Source organism: Occallatibacter sp. (assembly GCF_049510455.1).
In the GTDB taxonomy this organism is placed as follows: domain Bacteria; phylum Acidobacteriota; class Terriglobia; order Terriglobales; family Acidobacteriaceae; genus Telmatobacter.
The window spans coordinates 54,209-71,361 of sequence record NZ_JBEKYX010000006.1 but is presented as its reverse complement, the minus strand read 5'-3'; the positions used below and the strand labels follow the sequence as shown (position 1 = coordinate 71,361).

Here is a 17,153-nt window from a genome sequence, read left to right as displayed (position 1 = left end):
CGATCAGCGGCCAAAGACGTACGTGACCTGGAAGAGGCCGTTGTCGATGCCGGGGTTGATGTTCGTTGTGTCGTGGTCCGAGATGTGGTGATAGCGCCACTCGAAGCGCATGGAGTGGCTGGACGCGCGATACCACTCGATGCCGACGCCGAAGTCGAAGGTGAAGTTAAAGGAACCGGCCTGGGCAATCGGAATGGGGTGCGTGGTGTACATGTAGCCCCCGTGGCCTTCAAAGAACGGCTGGATGGGATGCGTGGGACGAAAGTTCCAGCGGAAGCCGACGGGCGAGAAGGCTTCCCCGATGGTCCATTGACGGCCTGAACAGGTGATTGTGTCTGTGCCGGAGTAGGTGACTCCGTTCAGAACGTAGCTGTACTGATAACCGTATGGCGCGCATAGGATCATGGGCTCGAGGCCGGTGAGGATGGAGGTTGCCTGGGTTGGCGAGGTCTGCACGTCGACGGATTTGGTGAGCGGATCGCTTTCCAAGGCGACGGGAAGAATTTCGGCGTCGTACTGCCAGTTTAGATAGCGATTCAGGATGAGCTTGCGGCTGTAATCGGCTCCGATATGGAGGAGCTTGCGCTGCTCGGCATCTCCCATGATGATGTGGCTGGAGTCATTGGAGTAGGCGAAGAGGAAGCCGAAGGAGTTGGTGCGGCCGTACAGCGGATTTTGCGGAGGGGTTTCTTTTTGCGCGGCGGCGATGGAGGGTGCAGCAAGGAGAGGCCGGCAGCAGAAGAGCAATAGGCGAGCGTTGAGCAAAGAAGTCTCTTTGGCATGAGAACCTATACTTTCGCTTTGGCTGTTATTTTCTATCATTGGACTGGAGTTTTGCCATGCCGTCACCCGCTGTTGCCTTTGCGCAGGAAAATCACCCGCGCTTTCTGGAAGAGCTGAAGGATCTGCTGAGGATTCCTTCGATTTCCACGCTGCCGGAACATGCGGCGGATTGCCGAAAGACCGCCGAGAAGCTGGCTGCCGAGCTGAAGCGGATTGGCATGGAGAACGCGCGGCTGATTGAAACTGGTCTTGAGCGTGGCGGAGGGCATCCGCTGGTGTATGCCGACTGGTTGCATGCGGCGGGCAAGCCGACGGTGCTGATGTACGGGCACTACGATGTTCAGCCGGCCGATCCGCTGGAGGAGTGGCATACTCCGCCGTTTGAGCCGACGGAGCGCAATGGAAATTTGTATGCGCGCGGCGCGGTGGATGACAAGGGGCAGATGTACATGCATGTGAAGGCGCTGGAGAGCCTGCTGGCTGCCGATGGCAAGCTGCCGCTGAATGTGCGGGTGCTTCTGGAAGGCGAGGAAGAGGTTGGCGGGGAGGGAATTGCGGCTTATGTGGCGACGAAGCCCGCGGACTTGAAGGCGGATTTTGCACTGGTCTCCGACACGGAGCTTTTTGCGGCGGGACTGCCGACGCTGTGCGTTGGGCTGCGGGGCATGATTTATACGGAGCTTGAGGTGCGCGGTGCGAAGACGGATCTGCACTCCGGCATGTATGGCGGCGCGGCGCCGAATCCCTTTGTGGCGCTGGCGCAGATTATTGCGGGGTTGAAGGATCGCGAGGGAAAGATTTTGATTCCGGGCTTCTATGACGATGTGGAAGCGCCGAGCGCGGAGGAGCTGGCGGCATGGAAGAGTTTGCCGTTTGACGAGGAGCACTATCGCGAGACGGAGGTGGGGTCGAAGGAGCTTGTGGGCGAGGCTGGCTACAGCGTGCTGGAGCGTACGTGGGCCAGGCCGACGCTGGAGGTGCATGGAATGCCTGGAGGCTTTATTGGGGCGGGAGCCAAGACTGTGATTCCGGCTAAGGCTACCGCTAAAATCTCCATGCGGCTGGTGCCGAACATGACGCCGGCGAAGGCGTTTGCACAGTACAAGGCGTTTGCGGAGAAGATTGCGCCTGCAGGGGTGGATGTGAACGTTCGGCTGATTCATCAGGGCGATCCGTGCTTGATTCCGGTGGATAATCCATACATTCAGGCGGCTACGAAGGCGCTTCATGCGGTGTGGGGCAAGGATACGGTGTTTATCCGCAGCGGCGGGTCGATTCCGATTGTGGGCGATCTGGACCGGCACCTGGGGCTGCCGAGCGTGATGATGGGCTTTGGGCTGCCGGATGACAATCTGCATGCGCCGAATGAGAAGTTCAACCTGGAGAACTTTCGGCTGGGGATTGAGTCGGTGATTGGATTTCTTGCGGAAGCAGGGAAGTGAATCGCGCCGGTCGAGAATCGCGTAAGCTATAAGCAATGCGATGCGGAGCGATCTGTCTCAACGCGACGAGGGTTCTCCTCAGGAAATAGGCAGGAATCCGGATGCGAATCTGAACCCCGGATTGAGCGCGGACCTGTGTGCTGTGCCGGGACCGGATTCGATCTGTGGCGCGGGGCCGACCGGCGACCTCAATACAGCGGACGAAGAGCCGATCATTTCCTTCAAGAATGTCTCCATCTCTTTTGGCGAAAATCCCATTCTCCAGGATATGAGCTTTTTTGTAGAACGCGGCAAGACGCTGTGCATCCTGGGCAGAAGCGGCGTGGGCAAGTCGGTTGCATTGCGCATGCTGATGGGCTTCCTCAAGCCGGATAGCGGCTCGATCCGCGTGACAGGGCAGGAGATTACCGCTCTCGATGAGGCGGGGATGCAGGAGATTCGCAAGCGCGTGACGATGGTTTTCCAGAACGGCGCGCTGTTTGACTCTCTTTCAGTGCGTGAGAACGTGGCTTTTCCGCTGCGCGAGCGCGGCGAGATGGATGAGTCGCACCTGGATGGAACGGTGGACAGGCTGCTGAGCCTGGTGGGGGCCGAAGACGTGATGGACCATCTTCCGGCCAGTCTCTCCACGGGACGGCGGCGAGCGGTGGCGATTGCGCGCGCGCTGGCATCGCAGCCGGAGGTGGTGTTGTACGACGAGCCGACGACGATGGTAGATCCCATTATTGCCCGCAGACTGGGCAGTATTATTCAGCGGCTGAAGAAGCAGCTAGGGTTCACCAGCATTGTGGTGACCCACGATATGCGGTTTGCGAAAAGCCTGGCGGATACAGTTTTGTTCCTTCATCAGGGGCGGGCGCAATTTTTCGGCCCGCTGGACGAATTTCTTGCATCTAACGATTCAGAGATTCGGCAATTCCTGACGCTGGATGCTTATTTGTTACCCACAGGCTAGCCCAGGGGCATGTTTAGCTGTTACGGAATTCAGCAAGAATTAACTTGCAATCGCCAGATGTTTCGGCAATCGTAGAGATGTTGACTTGTTAGTAATGTGAGACGCCAGATACCCAAGGCTGCTACAAATTTATCTTTAATTTAATATGACTGTCTTTTTCCCTTCTGTGGCAAGCGCTCGTCTTCTGTTATAATTCTTTTGTATTCGCTGGTTTACGCGCTTTATAGAGAGTCGGCCATGACTTACTGTATTTATTTTTCGGGGCTCATAGCCTGAGCCGTGCTTTAGTTGCCTCTCGTTGCAATTGCGCTGAATAACAGTTGGTGCAGCCGCATTCCACGGTGAGCACTACTCCTACATAACCGGGCGTTGCATGGCTATATCTTTTCCATGAATGCCCAGGCCCCGCAATCAGCTCTAAAGACAGGCAGCGGGCCCGATGGAACCGAATTCACGATCTTTCATCGCCGATACGTGATATGGGCCGGGAGAGCCATTCACTCGTCGAGGTAGAGACTCCTGAGGACAGGCGGACGCTTATGGCGACATCGGATTTTTGGCAGAAGGTCTCATCTTCGGTCTCAGCGCCGGAGTGGAGCGCCGGCACGACTGCTCCGGGACACCAGTATGCGGTCGGCACTTCGCGTCTCTGGATGTTCCTGGATGTGGTAACCGTGCTGCTGGCGGCGATTTTATCGACGCTGTTTTACTTCGGAATTGGCCCTATCGCAGGGGTAAGAGAGTTTTGGCACGGGACACTGATTGAAGGCCGCTCCATGGGCCTGCTGCTGGCGCTTCTGGGCGGCTTTATTGTTGCGCTTCTTCTCATCAGCCGCCAACTGCATCTGTACACACCGGCGAGGCTTAACGGCTTTCTGCACGAGCAGCGCCTTACGCTGCAGGCATGTTTCACAGCAGGGCTTCTGCTTACCGGCACCATCTACGTCATCCAGGCGACCAACATTCCGCGCAGCATCGTTTTCATTACCCTCGGCCTGGTGCTGGTGGCGCAGAGCATTCGCAGGCTTACTTACCGCATGCTTCTCTATCGCCGCTTCGAGCATGGCATGGGCACGCGCAATGTTCTGATTGTGGGCACTGGACCGGAGGCTCACGCGCTGCGGCACCATCTGGAGAGCATTCGGCACCTGGGGTACACGTTCAAGGGCTTTATCGACCTTCCCAACTCACGGTCGCGCTTTGCTACCAGCTCCGGAGATGTGGTTGGCAACTTCGGATCGCTCTTTGAGTGTGCGCGGCAGCAGTTTGTGGACGAAATCTTCTTCACCCTGCCGTGCGAGCGCGGAATGGTGCAGGAGGTTCTGGAGAAAGCTCGCGCCAACTGCATCGATCTGCGCGTGGTGCCGGATATGTACGACGGACTGGCGTGGAACAGTCCCATCGAGTACATTGGGCAGTTCCCGACGATTCCGCTGCACACGGGCAGGGTGCCTGAGGTGGAGCTGATGTTCAAGCGCCTGCTGGACATTGTCTTTTCGGCTGCGGCGCTGGCCATGCTCTCACCGATTCTGCTGGCGATAGCGATTGCCATCAAGCTGGGTTCAAAGGGGCCGGTCTTTTATGCCTCGGAGCGCATTGGCAAAAAAGCTCGCGTCTTCAAGTGCCTCAAGTTCCGCACCATGGTTCAGGATGCCGAGACGCGCCGCGCCGAAGTCATGCACATGAATGAGCGCGACGGCGTGCTGTTCAAGATCAGCAACGATCCGCGCATCACGAAGGTGGGCAGCCTGCTGCGCAAGTATTCCCTGGATGAGCTGCCGCAGTTCTTCAATGTGCTGAAGGGCGATATGAGCGTGGTGGGTCCGCGTCCGCCGATTGCCAGCGAAGTGCGCGAGTACAAGCTGAGCCATCTGCGCCGCCTGGATGTGACGCCCGGCATTACCGGCCTGTGGCAAGTGCAGGGCCGTCAGGACCCCTCGTTTGACAGCTATGTCTCGCTCGATATGGCCTACATTGAGAACTGGAGCATCTGGCTGGATATTAAGATTATTCTCCGCACGGTGGCCGTGGTCTTTTCAGGCACGGGCACTTAGTCCGTCTGCCGGATTACACTGAAATCGTGAAGATCGCGATAGCTCAGATAGACCCCACGGTCGGGGATTTCACCGGGAATCTTTCGAAAATCATTGCCGCAAGCCACCGCGCAGCCGAACAAGGCGCGCGGCTTGTGGTGTTTTCAGAGCTGTGTATCTGCGGTTATCCGCCGGCGGATTTTCTGGAGAAGCCCAGCTTTCTGCTTCGCTGCCGTAGCGCGGTGGAGGAGCTGGCCGAGGCAACGCGCGAGCTGCCGACGGCGGTTCTGGTGGGCGCGGCTCTGCCTGCTCCCCATAGCGGCGGCAAGCCCGCGGTGAATGCGGCGATTCTGCTGGAGCGCGGCGAGGTACTGCTGGAGCAGCACAAGCGCCTGCTGCCCTTCTACGACATTTTCGATGAGCAGCGTTATTTTCAGCCGGCGAAATCGCAACAGGTGATCGAGCTGGATGGCGTGCGGCTGGCGGTGAGCATCTGCGAGGATGCGTGGAATGACAAGGGTTTCTGGCCGAAACGGCTTTACTCGATTGACCCGATGGAAGAGCTGATGCGTCAGCAGCCGCATCTGCATGTGAACCTGTCTTCGTCTCCGTTCTGGCATGGGAAGCGCGCTGTGCGCCGCGAGATGCTGGCCGCCATTGCGCAGCGCGACGGGATTCCGGTGCTGATGTGCAACCAGGTGGGCGGCAACGACAGCATTGTTTTTGACGGTTCGTCGCTGGCCATGAATGGGCGCGGAGAGCTGATTGCGCAGGCAGCTTCTTTTACGGAAGATCTGGTTTTTGTCGATCCGTTCGATGCTGTGCCGCTGCCTGAGCCGGGCGATGATGAGACAGAGGCTGCGTATCAGGCGCTGGTGCTGGGAACGCGGGATTATGTGCGCAAGTGCGGCTTTCGGCAGGTGATTGTCGGGTTGAGCGGGGGCATCGATTCGGCCCTGGTGGCGGCGATTGCCGCCGAGGCGCTGGGCGCGGAGAACGTGCTTGCGGTTGGCATGCCGAGCCCGTACTCCTCGCAGGGTTCGATTGACGATAGCCACAGGCTGGCGGCGAATCTCGGCATACGATTTGAGATGATCGGCATCAGCGGGCTCTTCGCGGAGTTCAACAAGGCGCTTGAGCCGCTGTTTGCGGGGCGAGCGCCGGATATTACGGAAGAAAACATTCAGTCGCGCATTCGCGGCAATCTGCTGATGGCGCTCTCCAACAAGTTCGGCTCGCTGGTGCTGACTACGGGTAATAAATCCGAGATGGCGGTGGGGTATTGCACGCTGTACGGCGATATGGTGGGCGCGCTGGCAGTGATTGGCGATCTGGTGAAGACGCGGATCTATGCAGTCTGCCATTGGCTTAACCGTGAAAGGGAAGTGATTCCCGCGGCGATTCTGGACAAGCCTCCATCGGCGGAGCTGCGGCCGGATCAGAAGGACACGGATTCGCTGCCGCCGTACGATGTGCTCGATCCGATTCTGGAAGCTTATGTGGAGCGCTACGAAACGCCGGAGGAGATTGCGCAGACGCTGGGCGTGGAGCGCGAGTTAGTGCAGAAGGTGGTGAAGCTGGTGGAGCGCTCCGAGTACAAGCGCCAGCAGGCCGCGCCGGTGCTGAAGGTCACAGCAAAATCGTTTGGCACGGGGCGAAGATTTCCGATTGCGGTGAAAGTCCAGGTGTGACTCTGGCCGGTAATGGCCCTCAGCGGCGATAATTGTGATCAGCCCGACTAAATCGTATTTGAAGCGTCTGTATCTGCAGCATCAAGGAGAATTCGTTTGACTCGTTTCATTGGCCGTCTTGCCAGCCTCGCCTCGTTGGTTGTCCTGTCCTCATCTGCCGTTATCGCTGCTGCTCAGCAGCAGGTTCCGCCCGCACAGGCCGAGCAGGCTCCGGCGGCGCCCACTCCCCAAGCACAGCCAACTTTTCCCGCGCCACAGAAGGAAAATTTTACAGCGACTACGCCGACGAAGGAACAGGTGGATGCGTTTCTGACCGCGAGCTGGGGTTATGACGAGAACCGCATCTGGCAGGTGGAAGCCATTTTGAAGACGCAGGCGGAAGGCTACAGCAAAGTCATTGTGTTTGTGGGTGACAAGACGGGCAAGGATAAGCCGTTCCGGTTCCCATTTATTGTGGCGCCAGGCGGCAAGTGGATATTTTTCGGCGAAGAGCTTTCCCCGTTTGGCGAGCATCCTTACGCCGACCTGCGCAGCATGATGCAGGAGCGCGCAGACGGGACTTACCGTGGATCGGTGGCAAAGGATCTGGAGATTGTGGAGTTTGCCGACCTGCAGTGCCCGCACTGCAAGGCTGCGCAGGCGAATATGGATCAGCTTCTGGCGGATTATCCGAAGGCGCGCTTTGTTTTCCAGCACTATCCTCTGCCCATGCACGCCGAGGCCAAGCGGGCCGCGGAGTTTGGCGTGTGCGTGGCGAAGCAGGGCGGCAGCAGCGCTTTCTTCACATACGTGGCTTCAGTCTTTGACGGTCAGGATGGTCTGGCGACGCCCGATGGCGCCACACTGACCCTGAATGCGGGAGTGACCAAGGCTGGTCTCGATCCGGCAAAGATTGCGGCCTGTGCCGCGCTGCCTGCGACCGCGGCCACTGTAGATGCCTCGGCCAAGCTGGCCCGCGATGCGAATGTGAATGAGACGCCGACGCTGGTGATCAACGGACGCCTGGTTCCGGCGAACGTTCCATACGAGACGCTGAAGCAGATTATTGACTTCCAGATGAAGCTGGACGGGATTCAGAAGTAAGCACGGCCGATACGAACAAAGACGGCCTTCGCATGGGAGTGCGGAGGCCGAATTGTTTTAGTGCACCTGCGCGGTGCGCTGCAGTATCTGCATCGGCGTTGAGTAATTGCCATAAGGGAAGCGCACGACGTGGGGAGTCATCACGATGAGCACCGAATCGTCGCTCTCCTGCGTATCTTTGTCGGTGACATTGTTGAGCCCGGGAATTTCGCTCAGGCCAGGCGCGCCGCTGATGGCGCGTACCTCTGACTTGTCGATTTCGCTGGCAACCACGGCGGCTTCTCCGGCGCCCACAATGGCCGTGCCAACGTAGGAGCGATTGTTCAGTACAGGATTACCGTCGATCGAGGTGGTGCCCAGCGAAACGATCTTCATGTCCACGCTCAGCGCCACATCGCCTGAGCGCAGGATGCGCGCCGTGGCTTTGAAGGTGAGGCCAAGATCCTCGTACTGAATCTGCGGAATGGTGGGCACACTGCCGAGCTGAGAGAGAATGCCGGAAAGCGCGCCGGAGGCGCCGGCCGCGCTTAGACCGGGAATGTTGAGCGAACCGGGTAAAGAGCTCGTGACTGTCGAAGTGGTGATGGGGTAGCGCATGCCGCTCTTGAGCGTGCCTTCGTCGCCGTCCTGCAGCCGGAACTGGTAATTGTCCAGCTCGCGGCTGTCGGAAGAGTTGACGATCGCGTTCAACGTGGTGGAGCCAGGCGAAAGCCCGAATGCCGTGGGGCTGCAGGTGCCGCTCGTGAAACTGCAGTTGCCGCCAAAGATGGCGAATCCGTTGTTGAAGGGTGAGTTGCTGACCTGCCCGGAAGCCAGAAGGATGGCGAGAATGGTTGCAATATCGTTCGGGCTGGCGAGGCCGGCGGCGATGATTTGCTGCACCAGCGCCTGATTGGCCTGCAGGATGGATTGAGCCTCCGCAAGCACGTTGAAGACGCCCAACTGCTGTGGAGTTTGAACACCGATGTTGCGTTCGTAGCTATGCGCCAACTGGATGACTTTGACGTCGATCAAAACTTCCGGACGGCCTTCGGAGATGCTGCTCCAGGTGTTGTTGAAGGCGGCGAGCGTGCTGGGAGCCGCCCGCAGGGAGAGCGTTGCCGCACCGGTATCCAAATTCATTCTCTGAATATCGAAGATATTCTTCGCGATGGCCTGAATGTCGTTCATTTCATTCGAGGAGTTGTTCGACGAGGCGCCAGCGAGGCCGATCAGAGAAATGGTCTCATAGGCGTTGCGCTGGTACTGGGTGCGCATCTGCGGTGTATTGGGCGCCACGATCACATGATGCGGATCGAGGGGCTCAGCGAAGGAGTTTGTGGCCAGCGCAAGCGCGTACGCGGCTTCCGCAAAACCGGCATCGTCTAGATCGAAGCGAACGGGTGTAGCCGGGACGTTAGAATCGATTGCGGCATCGATGCCGTACGCCGTGTAAACCTGCTGGATGAGTTGTTGCGCGCCGACGCGCAGGTGGAAGCTCTGTGTGCCACTCTTGGGCTCAAGATCAACGGGCGCGGCAAGCTCATAGCGTAGCCGAGCAGGCTCTCGCGGCGCATTTTCGGAGATGGCGTCATCCGCAACCTGGCGCAGGCGCTCGGCGACGGAGGCGTTATTGGGATCGAGTTCAAGCGCGTGCGCGAGCGCGGTGTGCGCCGCATCCGGATTGGTCAGCGCGCGGTCCTTTGCGGCGGCCTGGATCAGCGCGGAAACGGCGTGGCTGCGCGCGAGTTCAACGGCGGCGGCGTAATCCTGGTTCGATGGATCGAGCGCGGCGGCCTCCTGATACTGTTTCATCGCAGGCTCGAACTGCGCGGCCTCATAGAGTTTTGCCGCGGAGAGAAACAGCTTTGCCGCACGGCGCGCATTTTTAGAAGAAGCCGGCGGCGGCGCGGGCTTCCGATCCGGTGTAACAGGCGTATTCGGAGCCTGCATGGAGGCCGGATTCGCATTTGCAGGCGCAGACTGGGGCTCCTGCGCGGCCACAAAGGTGGCGGCGAGCAGCAAAACCATAAAGCGCGATAATGTGTTTTGGCGCATGATGAGGTGCGCCCCCGCAGGTCGATACACCCTAACCCTGGCGATAGCCCTGACGGATGGCGCTAAATACAGGACGTTCGTTACGCGGCGGACGCTTGAGGCCCGCGCGAACTTCGCTCAAACTCAGCCCCAGCTCCGCCATGCACCGGCTGAGTGTGTTCCTGTGCATTCCAAGCTCTTCAGCTGCCTTACACTGGTTGCCACGGTTCGCAATAAGCACTTCACGCAGGTACTGTCTTTTAAATTCCCTGACGGCGTCTTCATAACGGATGCCGCTGGAATGCATTTGCGTCACCAGGCTGTCCAGTTCTCGTTTCAACTTACCACCTCTTGCGAATTATTACGTTCTCACTAGATTGCCACATCCCGGCAGACTGCGCGGGCAATTTTTTTCTTCTTTCCGTGGTATTGACGCAGCGCAATTTTTTGTCTCTAATGCTGAGCCTGATGCAACCACTCAGTGGATTTATTTTCCCACTCGTGAAGTGTGGCGCGGACGCGGTCTCCCAGCTCCGTCGGGGTCATGTGACTACTCACGTGCGCGAAGGAAAAAAACTGCCGGGGAAGCTGCGCGTCGGTAATCCACTCCGATTGCTGGGGAAGAAAGGCCACGCAGACCATGATGATGATGGTAATGATGACCGCGCCCTGAAAGATTCCGAATACACCGCCGGCGAGACTGTCAAGCCAGCCAAGGCCGATGAGACGGAAGGCTTTGGCCAGCAGATGGCCGATCAAACCGGCAATGGCGACGACGAGGATGAAAATGAGCAGAAAGGCGATGATGTTCGCTACGGAATCCACGGTGATGAAGCGTAGCAGCGAACCGGCAACACGATGGTAGTTATACGAGGCGATGGAAAGTCCGATGAAAAGCCCAAAGAGACCGCAGGCCGAGCGGAAAAAGCCCTGCGCCAGTCCACAGACGACGGAAATAATAAGGATGACAATTACGCCCCAGTCAACGGGTGTCAGAATCATGTAGATGCTCTCCGATAGATAAAAATAGATACATCCTAGAGATTTAAGATGCGCCCTGTGAGCAGACGGAATGCCTCAAGATATTTTGCCTGTGTACGCTCGGCTACTTCGTCGGGCAGAGCTGGAGCGGGAGCCTGCTTGTTCCAGCGGACCGACTCCAGATAATCGCGCACAAACTGCTTGTCAAAAGATGGCTGAGCGCCGCCGGGCTTCCAGTTGGCCGCATCCCAGAAGCGCGAGGAGTCTGGCGTGAGAACTTCGTCGGCGAGGATGATGCCGTTGCCGACGCCATTGCCGATGCGTCCGAACTCGAATTTTGTATCGGCGAGGATGAGGCCTTTCGATTCGGCGCGTGCTGAAGCTCTGGCGTATATTGCCAGCGTGAGGCGCTTCAGTTCCGCTGCATCCGTAGAGCCGAGGACATCTTCGGTGTGAGCGTAAGAGATGTTTTCATCGTGTGCGCCATCCTGGCTCTTGGTGGCCGGCGTGAAAATCGGCTCGGGTAGACGTGAGCCATCCTGCAGACCTGCGGGGAGCGGGATGCCGCAGAGGCTCTGCGTGGCCTGATAGTCTTTCCAGCCGGAGCCGGCGAGATAACCGCGCGCTACGCACTCCACCGGAAACATATTGGCGCGCTTGACCAGCATCGACCGGCCTTCGAGCTGGTCCTGATAGGGCGCGAGTTCCTGCGGAAACTCGCGGACATCGGCGGTGATGAGGTGGTTGGGCACAATGTCGCAGAGCAGATCGAACCAGAAGAGCGAGATCTGCGTGAGGATTTTGCCTTTGCCGGGAATGCCTGTGGCCAGCACGTGATCGAATGCGGAGATGCGGTCGGTGGCGACGAGAAGCAGGCTGTCGCCGATGGCATACAGGTCGCGCACTTTGCCGCGGCCAAGCAGGGGAATGGAGCCAAGATTCGTGGTGAGGAGTGCGGTCAACGGAGGGCCTTCCAGCGCGGGATCAAAGATAGATTTTCGAGGCGCGGATGAGGTGGTGTCAATGTGGCGCCGGACAAGAACCACCTATCTCCAGTGCTCGTCCCCCAGCCTCGCAGATTTTGATTTGCCGCGTTACGCCGTTGCCCGCTGCAACTCCTGATTTGCGCCACCGCCCAGCTTTACACTGACAACCTTCGATACGCCCGGCTCCTGCATGGTGACGCCGTAGATCATATCGGCGTTGTGCATCATGCGCTTGGAGTGCGTGACGATGAGGAACTGAGTTTCCTTGCCGAGAGAATGAAGCAGATCGGCGAGACGGCCCACGTTGGTTTCGTCCAGCGCGGCATCCACTTCATCCAGCACGCAGAACGGACTGGGCTGGAACTGGAAGATGCCAACGAGAAGCGAGATGGCCGTGAGAGCTTTTTCGCCGCCCGAGAGCAGAAGCACATTCTGCAGCTTCTTGCCCGGTGGCGAGGCCACGATGTCAAGGCCGCTCTCGGCCTGGTTCTCCACATCTGTGAGCCGGAGGAAGGCCTGGCCGCCATTAAAGAGGCGGGTGAAGACCTGGGCGAAGTTCTCATTGATGCGCGCAAAAGCCTCATCGAATTTGGTGCGCGAGATCAGATCGATCTCCTTGATGGTCTCCTGCGTGTTCTCGATGGATTCGACGAGATCCTTGCGCTGGGCTTCAAGGAAGGTGTGCCGGTCGGCGGTTTCCTTGTACTCCTCAAGGGCCATCATGTTGACGGGGCCCATCTGCTCCATTTTTTGACGAAGAGTGCGGCAGGTTTCTTCCTCGGACACAAGCAGCTCATCCACGATGCGGACGATCGATTCATCGGCACGCAGCGCGGCGGCTTCTTCATTGACTTCTGTGAGCGTGCCGGCTTCAATGTGTTCGAGATCAGAGCGCAGCTTGGCCACGGTGCTCAGCTTGCCGGTGCGGTCTTCGCGGAGCAGGTCGATTGCGGCGCGGATCGTCTTGAGGTCGGTTTCAAGCACGGCCAGCTCTTCGCGCACTGTTTTCGCTTCCGCGGTGAGGTGCTGTACCTGTGCCAGCGCGGCATCGCGAGCGACAGTCAGTTCCGTCTGCTGCGCGGCCAGGGCTGTGTTTTCGTTCCGGCGCTGCGTGCGCTCGGCTTCCGCGGATGCGCGCTGCTGCTCGATGGCTAGAATGCGGCGCTCAAGATCGGCATGCAGCCGATCGATGCGTTGGAACGCGGCTTCAGCGCCGCGGCGGCGTTCTTCAAGACCGGCAAGCTCCGCGGTAAGCTGCGCAGCCTCCTGCTGAATGCTTTCGCGGTTGCGGCGCATCTCTGTCAGTTCATTCTGTTTGGCTTCAAGCGCAATTTCAGTGGTCTTGTGTTCGGCTTCAAGCTTTTCGGCTTCGGCGCGCTTCTGCTCGATTGTGGAACGCTTGATCGCGCTGGCATCTTTGTTGCGCGCGGCCTGCACGGTCCACTCCTGCACGCGGCGATCGATGCGCTGAACTTCGGACTCCATCTGCTTGAGCGCGGCGCCCTGGTTGGCTGTGTCGCGCTCGGCGTGACGGCGCTCTTCGCTGCGCGCCTCAAGCTGCGCGGCCATTTCTTCGATGCTGCGGGCAAGGGAAGCGGCTTGCGTTTCCGCTTCAGAGAGCCGTGATTGCAGCGCATCCAGCTTGCGCTCGGTCTCGCGCAGATCGCGCTTGAGGGCGAGCGGGCCTTCGCTGGCAGGCTTGCCGCCGGTGACGGTGGTGTTGTGGAAGCATTCGCCGCTCGGAGTGAGGAAGTACGCGTGAGTGTGCTGCTCGGCGAGCTTTTGCGCAGTGGCCGGGTCCTCAACGATGTAGCCGTCGCGCAGTTTGGGCAGGATCGCTTCCAGCGAGCGGCCAAAGCCGTTGAGAACCTTGATCGTGTCCTTGAGCGGCGTGATGCCGTCTCCTGCGATTTGCTCATCGCTCGGCGCGAAGAGATTGCGCTGGGCTTCGTCATGAATCAGGAATGTTGCGCGGCCATCGACGCCAGACTTCAGCAGATTCACGCCATGCTCGGCGGCAGACCAGCTATGCACCACGAGATAGTTCAACTCTTCGCGGAGAAATTCATCGACGACGCCTTCATGCTCGCCGCTGACTTCGACGAAGTCGGCCAGCGTGCCTACGGGCGACATGCCGTTGCTCAGCGCACCGGGCTTGAGCAGGCGGCGCACCGTCTCCGTGGAGTAGCTGTGGTTGCGGATGAGCGATTGCAGCGAGTCGCGGCGGCCGGTGAGAGTGGCCACTTCCGCGCGAAGCTGGTTTGCGGTCTTGCGAAGCTCCGCTTCTTCCGCGCGCCTGGTTTGCAGGCTCGCGCGAAGGTCGGCGATCTCCGATTCAAGGCTCTTGAGCGACTCAGTAGCGGAGTCAAAGCTCAAGCGCGCCTGACCCTGGCGCACGCCGAGTTCTTCAAGCTCGTTGCGCGACTGGCGCATCTCGGCTTCAAGACGTTCGGCTTCGCGCTCAAGCGCGGCAAGGCTTTCCTCAGCCTGGGCTGTGGAGTTGCGCGCGTTGCCGGCCTGCGTGAGAAGCTGCATGGCGGCGCGGCGCTGTGATTCAAGATTGCGCTCGGCGGTAAAGACTTCTTCCTGCGCGGCGCGGGCCTGCTGCTGGCGAGCCTCCACCTTCTGACGAAACTCACGCGCTTCGCCGGCCGCGGTTTCAAGAAAGCTCTTCTGTTGCGCGCGCTCCTCGGCGATGCCGGTGAGCTGCGTGCGCGTCTGTTCAATTTCCGCTGCGGTTGCGGCAATGCGGGCCTCAAGCTCGGCCACACGCTCGGTGTTGCCACGCTCGCGGGCTGCTGCGCGCTCCAGCTCCACGGTAGAGCTGTTGGCTTGTGTCTGCGCTTCCTTCTGTGCGCGGTCAAGATCGTAGCCGCGCTCGGTGAGCGAGTGCTGGCTGGTTTCCATGGTGCCGATGCGGGCGGCGGACTCGTTGATCTGCTCGGAGAGCGTGTTGATTTCCGTGTTCAAGCCGGCCTGTTCGGCATCCATGAGCGCCATGCGGCTGGCTAGCACGACACGCAGGCGTGTGCGCAGGTCGTTGCGAACCTCGGCGTAGCGCTCGGCCTTGGCCGCCTGCCGCTTGAGCGAGTTCATCTGGCGGGTTACTTCTTCAAAGATGTCATCTACGCGGGCCAGGTTCTGCTTCGCAGACTCAAGGCGCAGCTCGGCAAGGCGCTTCTTGGTCTTGAAACGCGTGATGCCCGCGGCTTCTTCAATGATGGCGCGGCGGTCGTGGGGCTTGGAGCTGAGCAGCTGGCCGATGCGCTCCTGGCCGATGATGGCGTAGCTCTCCGGGCCAAGGCCTGTGCCCATGAAGATGTCCTGAATGTCGCGCAGGCGGCAGAGTTTGCCGTTCAGCAGGTATTCGCTTTCGCCGGTGCGGAAGAGGCGGCGCGTGATGACGATTTCGCCCCGCTGAAAGGTACGCTGGAACTTGCGGCGGCGGATCTTGAGGACCACAGCAACCGGGCCGGCAAGCGCAGCCTCCGCATTCTGCTGCGAAGGAGCATCTATCTTGACTTCAACTTGAGCGGGAGCAGCTTCTTCGCCTTCGATGGCCTGACCGGGCTGCTCAGATGCCATGATTTCTTCGGCTTCCTCGGCTCGCTGCTTGCGAAGGGCTTCTTCGTCCCAATCTTCAGGTCCATCGGGCTCAACTTCAACCTGTGGCTCAACGGGGATGGGGCCGTCGTACGCTTCTGGATCGACGAGGGTCAAAGTTACTTCCGCCATCCCGAGCGCCTTGCGGTCGCGCGTGCCGGCAAAGATGACGTCGGACATGTGCGTGCCGCGGAGGCTTTTGGCGCTCTGCTCGCCGAGCACCCAACTGACGCCGTCGAGGATGTTGGACTTGCCGCATCCGTTGGGACCCACGACCACGGCGAGGCCTTGTCCGGGAACGGAAAGCTCCGTCCGGTCACAGAAACTCTTGAAGCCGAGGATGTGGATCTTTTTCAGTTTGAGCATGTCAACTCCAGGTGCGATTTTTGGGCGTATAGCTATGCCTTTGTTTCAAACTCTACGGAGCGTGGGGGGTGGGGTCAACGGCTGCGGCGCGGGTTTTTGTGGATAAAAGAGGACAGAATTCCACTTAGGTAAAAATAGGAGGCTTTTCCGGTTATTTTCCGGTTTTCCGGGAGAATTTCGGCCTCTTTTTCAACAGATTTAACCGTTCCGGCTCCACTTCACGGGTGCCTGTCTGGTAACGGGGAAAGGATGGGGCCTACGGCCTTGCGAATGACTTTTTCGATGGCGCGCAGCGCCTGCGGGCGCGAATAGCCGGGGCGGCTGGCGAGGCGGATGGTTCGCGCGGAGTCGCCTGCCAGCGGGCAGATGACGATCTCACGCTGGCTGAGAGAGCTGACGGCGAGCGCCGGGATGAGCGTTGCACCGTAGCCCACGGCGACGAGATTCACGAGTGTTTCGAGCGTAGCGGCCTGCATGCTGTTTTGCAGCGGGCTGCGCAGCGCATGCGGTTTCTGGCCGCATGCGGCGAGCGCCTGGTTGGCAAGGCAATGGCCTTCGGCGAGCACCATAAGCTCGGCTGCGATGGATTCCTCTTTTACAGCCTTTGCACTGGCTAGCCGGTGATTTAGAGGTAATGCGGCCAGCAGCGGTTCGCGGAATAATTCGATCTCCGTGATCTCCGGCGTTCCAGCGGCGGTGGCCAGCAGGGCTGCGTCCAGCTTGTGGCCGCGAAGGCCCTCAATCAGCGCGCGTGTCTGGTCCTCCCACAGCTCAATGATCAGATCCGGACAGGCGCTGCGCAGGGGCCGCAGAATCAGCGGCATCAGGTACGGCGCAAGCGTAGGAATGACGCCGAGGCGCAGCGGGCCAACGAGCGGGTCGCGCGAGGCCGCGGCCACGATCTCCATCTCGCGCGCCGCGGCCAGCGCCTGGCGTGCGTGCTGCACAATCTGGCTGCCTGCAGGTGTAAGATCGACGCGCTTGTTGGTGCGTTCGAGCAGTCGCACCCCCAGGCCTTCTTCCAGTTTGCGAATCTGGCTGCTGAGCGTGGGCTGGCTCACGTTGCAGGCTTGCGCCGCACGGCCAAAGTGGCGGTGCTCCGCGACAGCGACGAGGTATCGAAGGTCCTGAAGATTCATACTCCTCTATGATAGCTAATATCAATCGATACCATCAGAACAATCGATTGTATTTATTAATCTGGCGGTAATAGG

12 protein-coding genes are annotated in these 17,153 nt (G+C 59.5%); 5 read left to right on the top strand and 7 right to left on the bottom strand.

Annotated elements, in window-relative coordinates:
* Window positions 1-3: 3 nt before the first annotated feature.
* The gene (locus ABSG47_RS02205; protein WP_424165808.1) at window positions 4-765 is read right to left on the bottom strand and encodes an acyloxyacyl hydrolase; all 762 of its coding nucleotides are present in this window, start codon (window positions 763-765) and stop codon (window positions 4-6) included.
* A gap of 74 nt (window positions 766-839) precedes the next feature.
* Between ABSG47_RS02205 and ABSG47_RS02200 the strand changes: the two genes are divergently transcribed.
* The 5 genes from ABSG47_RS02200 (at window position 840) to ABSG47_RS02180 (ending at window position 7,987) form a co-directional block, all read left to right on the top strand.
* Window positions 840-2,225, top strand: coding sequence for a dipeptidase (locus ABSG47_RS02200; protein ID WP_424165805.1), 1,386 nt, complete (start codon window positions 840-842; stop codon window positions 2,223-2,225).
* 40 nt (window positions 2,226-2,265) lie between these two features.
* Entirely contained in the window at window positions 2,266-3,180 is a 915-nt protein-coding gene (locus tag ABSG47_RS02195; RefSeq protein WP_424165802.1) for an ABC transporter ATP-binding protein, read from the top strand.
* Window positions 3,181-3,719: 539 nt separating this feature from the next.
* On the top strand, window positions 3,720-5,234 hold the full coding sequence (locus ABSG47_RS02190) for a sugar transferase (RefSeq protein WP_424165799.1): 1,515 nt from the start codon (window positions 3,720-3,722) through the stop codon (window positions 5,232-5,234).
* A gap of 26 nt (window positions 5,235-5,260) precedes the next feature.
* On the top strand, window positions 5,261-6,904 hold the full coding sequence (locus ABSG47_RS02185; protein ID WP_424165796.1) for an NAD+ synthase: 1,644 nt from the start codon (window positions 5,261-5,263) through the stop codon (window positions 6,902-6,904).
* A gap of 96 nt (window positions 6,905-7,000) precedes the next feature.
* Window positions 7,001-7,987: a DsbA family protein gene (locus ABSG47_RS02180; RefSeq protein ID WP_424165793.1), complete on the top strand. Its 987-nt coding sequence runs from the start codon at window positions 7,001-7,003 to the stop codon at window positions 7,985-7,987.
* A 57-nt stretch (window positions 7,988-8,044) separates the two neighbouring features.
* Here the strand turns inward: ABSG47_RS02180 and ABSG47_RS02175 are convergent, their stop codons facing one another.
* From ABSG47_RS02175 to ABSG47_RS02150, 6 genes are all read right to left on the bottom strand, one after another.
* On the bottom strand, window positions 8,045-10,024 hold the full coding sequence (locus ABSG47_RS02175) for a secretin GspD/PilQ domain-containing protein (protein WP_424165790.1): 1,980 nt from the start codon (window positions 10,022-10,024) through the stop codon (window positions 8,045-8,047).
* A gap of 31 nt (window positions 10,025-10,055) precedes the next feature.
* On the bottom strand, window positions 10,056-10,343 hold the full coding sequence (locus ABSG47_RS02170) for a helix-turn-helix domain-containing protein (protein WP_424165788.1): 288 nt from the start codon (window positions 10,341-10,343) through the stop codon (window positions 10,056-10,058).
* A 113-nt stretch (window positions 10,344-10,456) separates the two neighbouring features.
* Complete coding sequence (locus ABSG47_RS02165) at window positions 10,457-11,005, bottom strand: CvpA family protein (RefSeq protein WP_424165785.1); 549 nt, start codon at window positions 11,003-11,005, stop codon at window positions 10,457-10,459.
* A 35-nt stretch (window positions 11,006-11,040) separates the two neighbouring features.
* Window positions 11,041-12,030 (bottom strand): phosphoribosylaminoimidazolesuccinocarboxamide synthase, encoded by a 990-nt coding sequence (locus tag ABSG47_RS02160; RefSeq protein WP_424165783.1) that lies wholly within the window; start codon window positions 12,028-12,030, stop codon window positions 11,041-11,043.
* A gap of 48 nt (window positions 12,031-12,078) precedes the next feature.
* On the bottom strand, window positions 12,079-15,939 hold the full coding sequence (smc, locus tag ABSG47_RS02155; protein WP_424165780.1) for a chromosome segregation protein SMC: 3,861 nt from the start codon (window positions 15,937-15,939) through the stop codon (window positions 12,079-12,081).
* A gap of 218 nt (window positions 15,940-16,157) precedes the next feature.
* Window positions 16,158-17,078 carry a LysR substrate-binding domain-containing protein gene (locus ABSG47_RS02150; RefSeq protein ID WP_424165778.1) on the bottom strand — a complete coding sequence of 307 codons (921 nt, stop codon included), beginning with the start codon at window positions 17,076-17,078 and terminating at the stop codon, window positions 16,158-16,160.
* Between the last annotated feature and the right edge of the window lie 75 nt (window positions 17,079-17,153).

Coding starts and splice junctions, on each gene's coding strand:
- ABSG47_RS02150 (WP_424165778.1), bottom strand. CDS start 17,078: ATGAATCTTCAGGACCTTCGATACCTCGTCGCTGTCGCGGAGCACCGC.
- ABSG47_RS02175 (WP_424165790.1), bottom strand. CDS start 10,024: ATGCGCCAAAACACATTATCGCGCTTTATGGTTTTGCTGCTCGCCGCC.
- ABSG47_RS02165 (WP_424165785.1), bottom strand. CDS start 11,005: ATGATTCTGACACCCGTTGACTGGGGCGTAATTGTCATCCTTATTATT.
- smc (WP_424165780.1), bottom strand. CDS start 15,939: ATGCTCAAACTGAAAAAGATCCACATCCTCGGCTTCAAGAGTTTCTGT.
- ABSG47_RS02190 (WP_424165799.1), top strand. CDS start 3,720: ATGGCGACATCGGATTTTTGGCAGAAGGTCTCATCTTCGGTCTCAGCG.
- ABSG47_RS02195 (WP_424165802.1), top strand. CDS start 2,266: ATGCGGAGCGATCTGTCTCAACGCGACGAGGGTTCTCCTCAGGAAATA.
- ABSG47_RS02200 (WP_424165805.1), top strand. CDS start 840: ATGCCGTCACCCGCTGTTGCCTTTGCGCAGGAAAATCACCCGCGCTTT.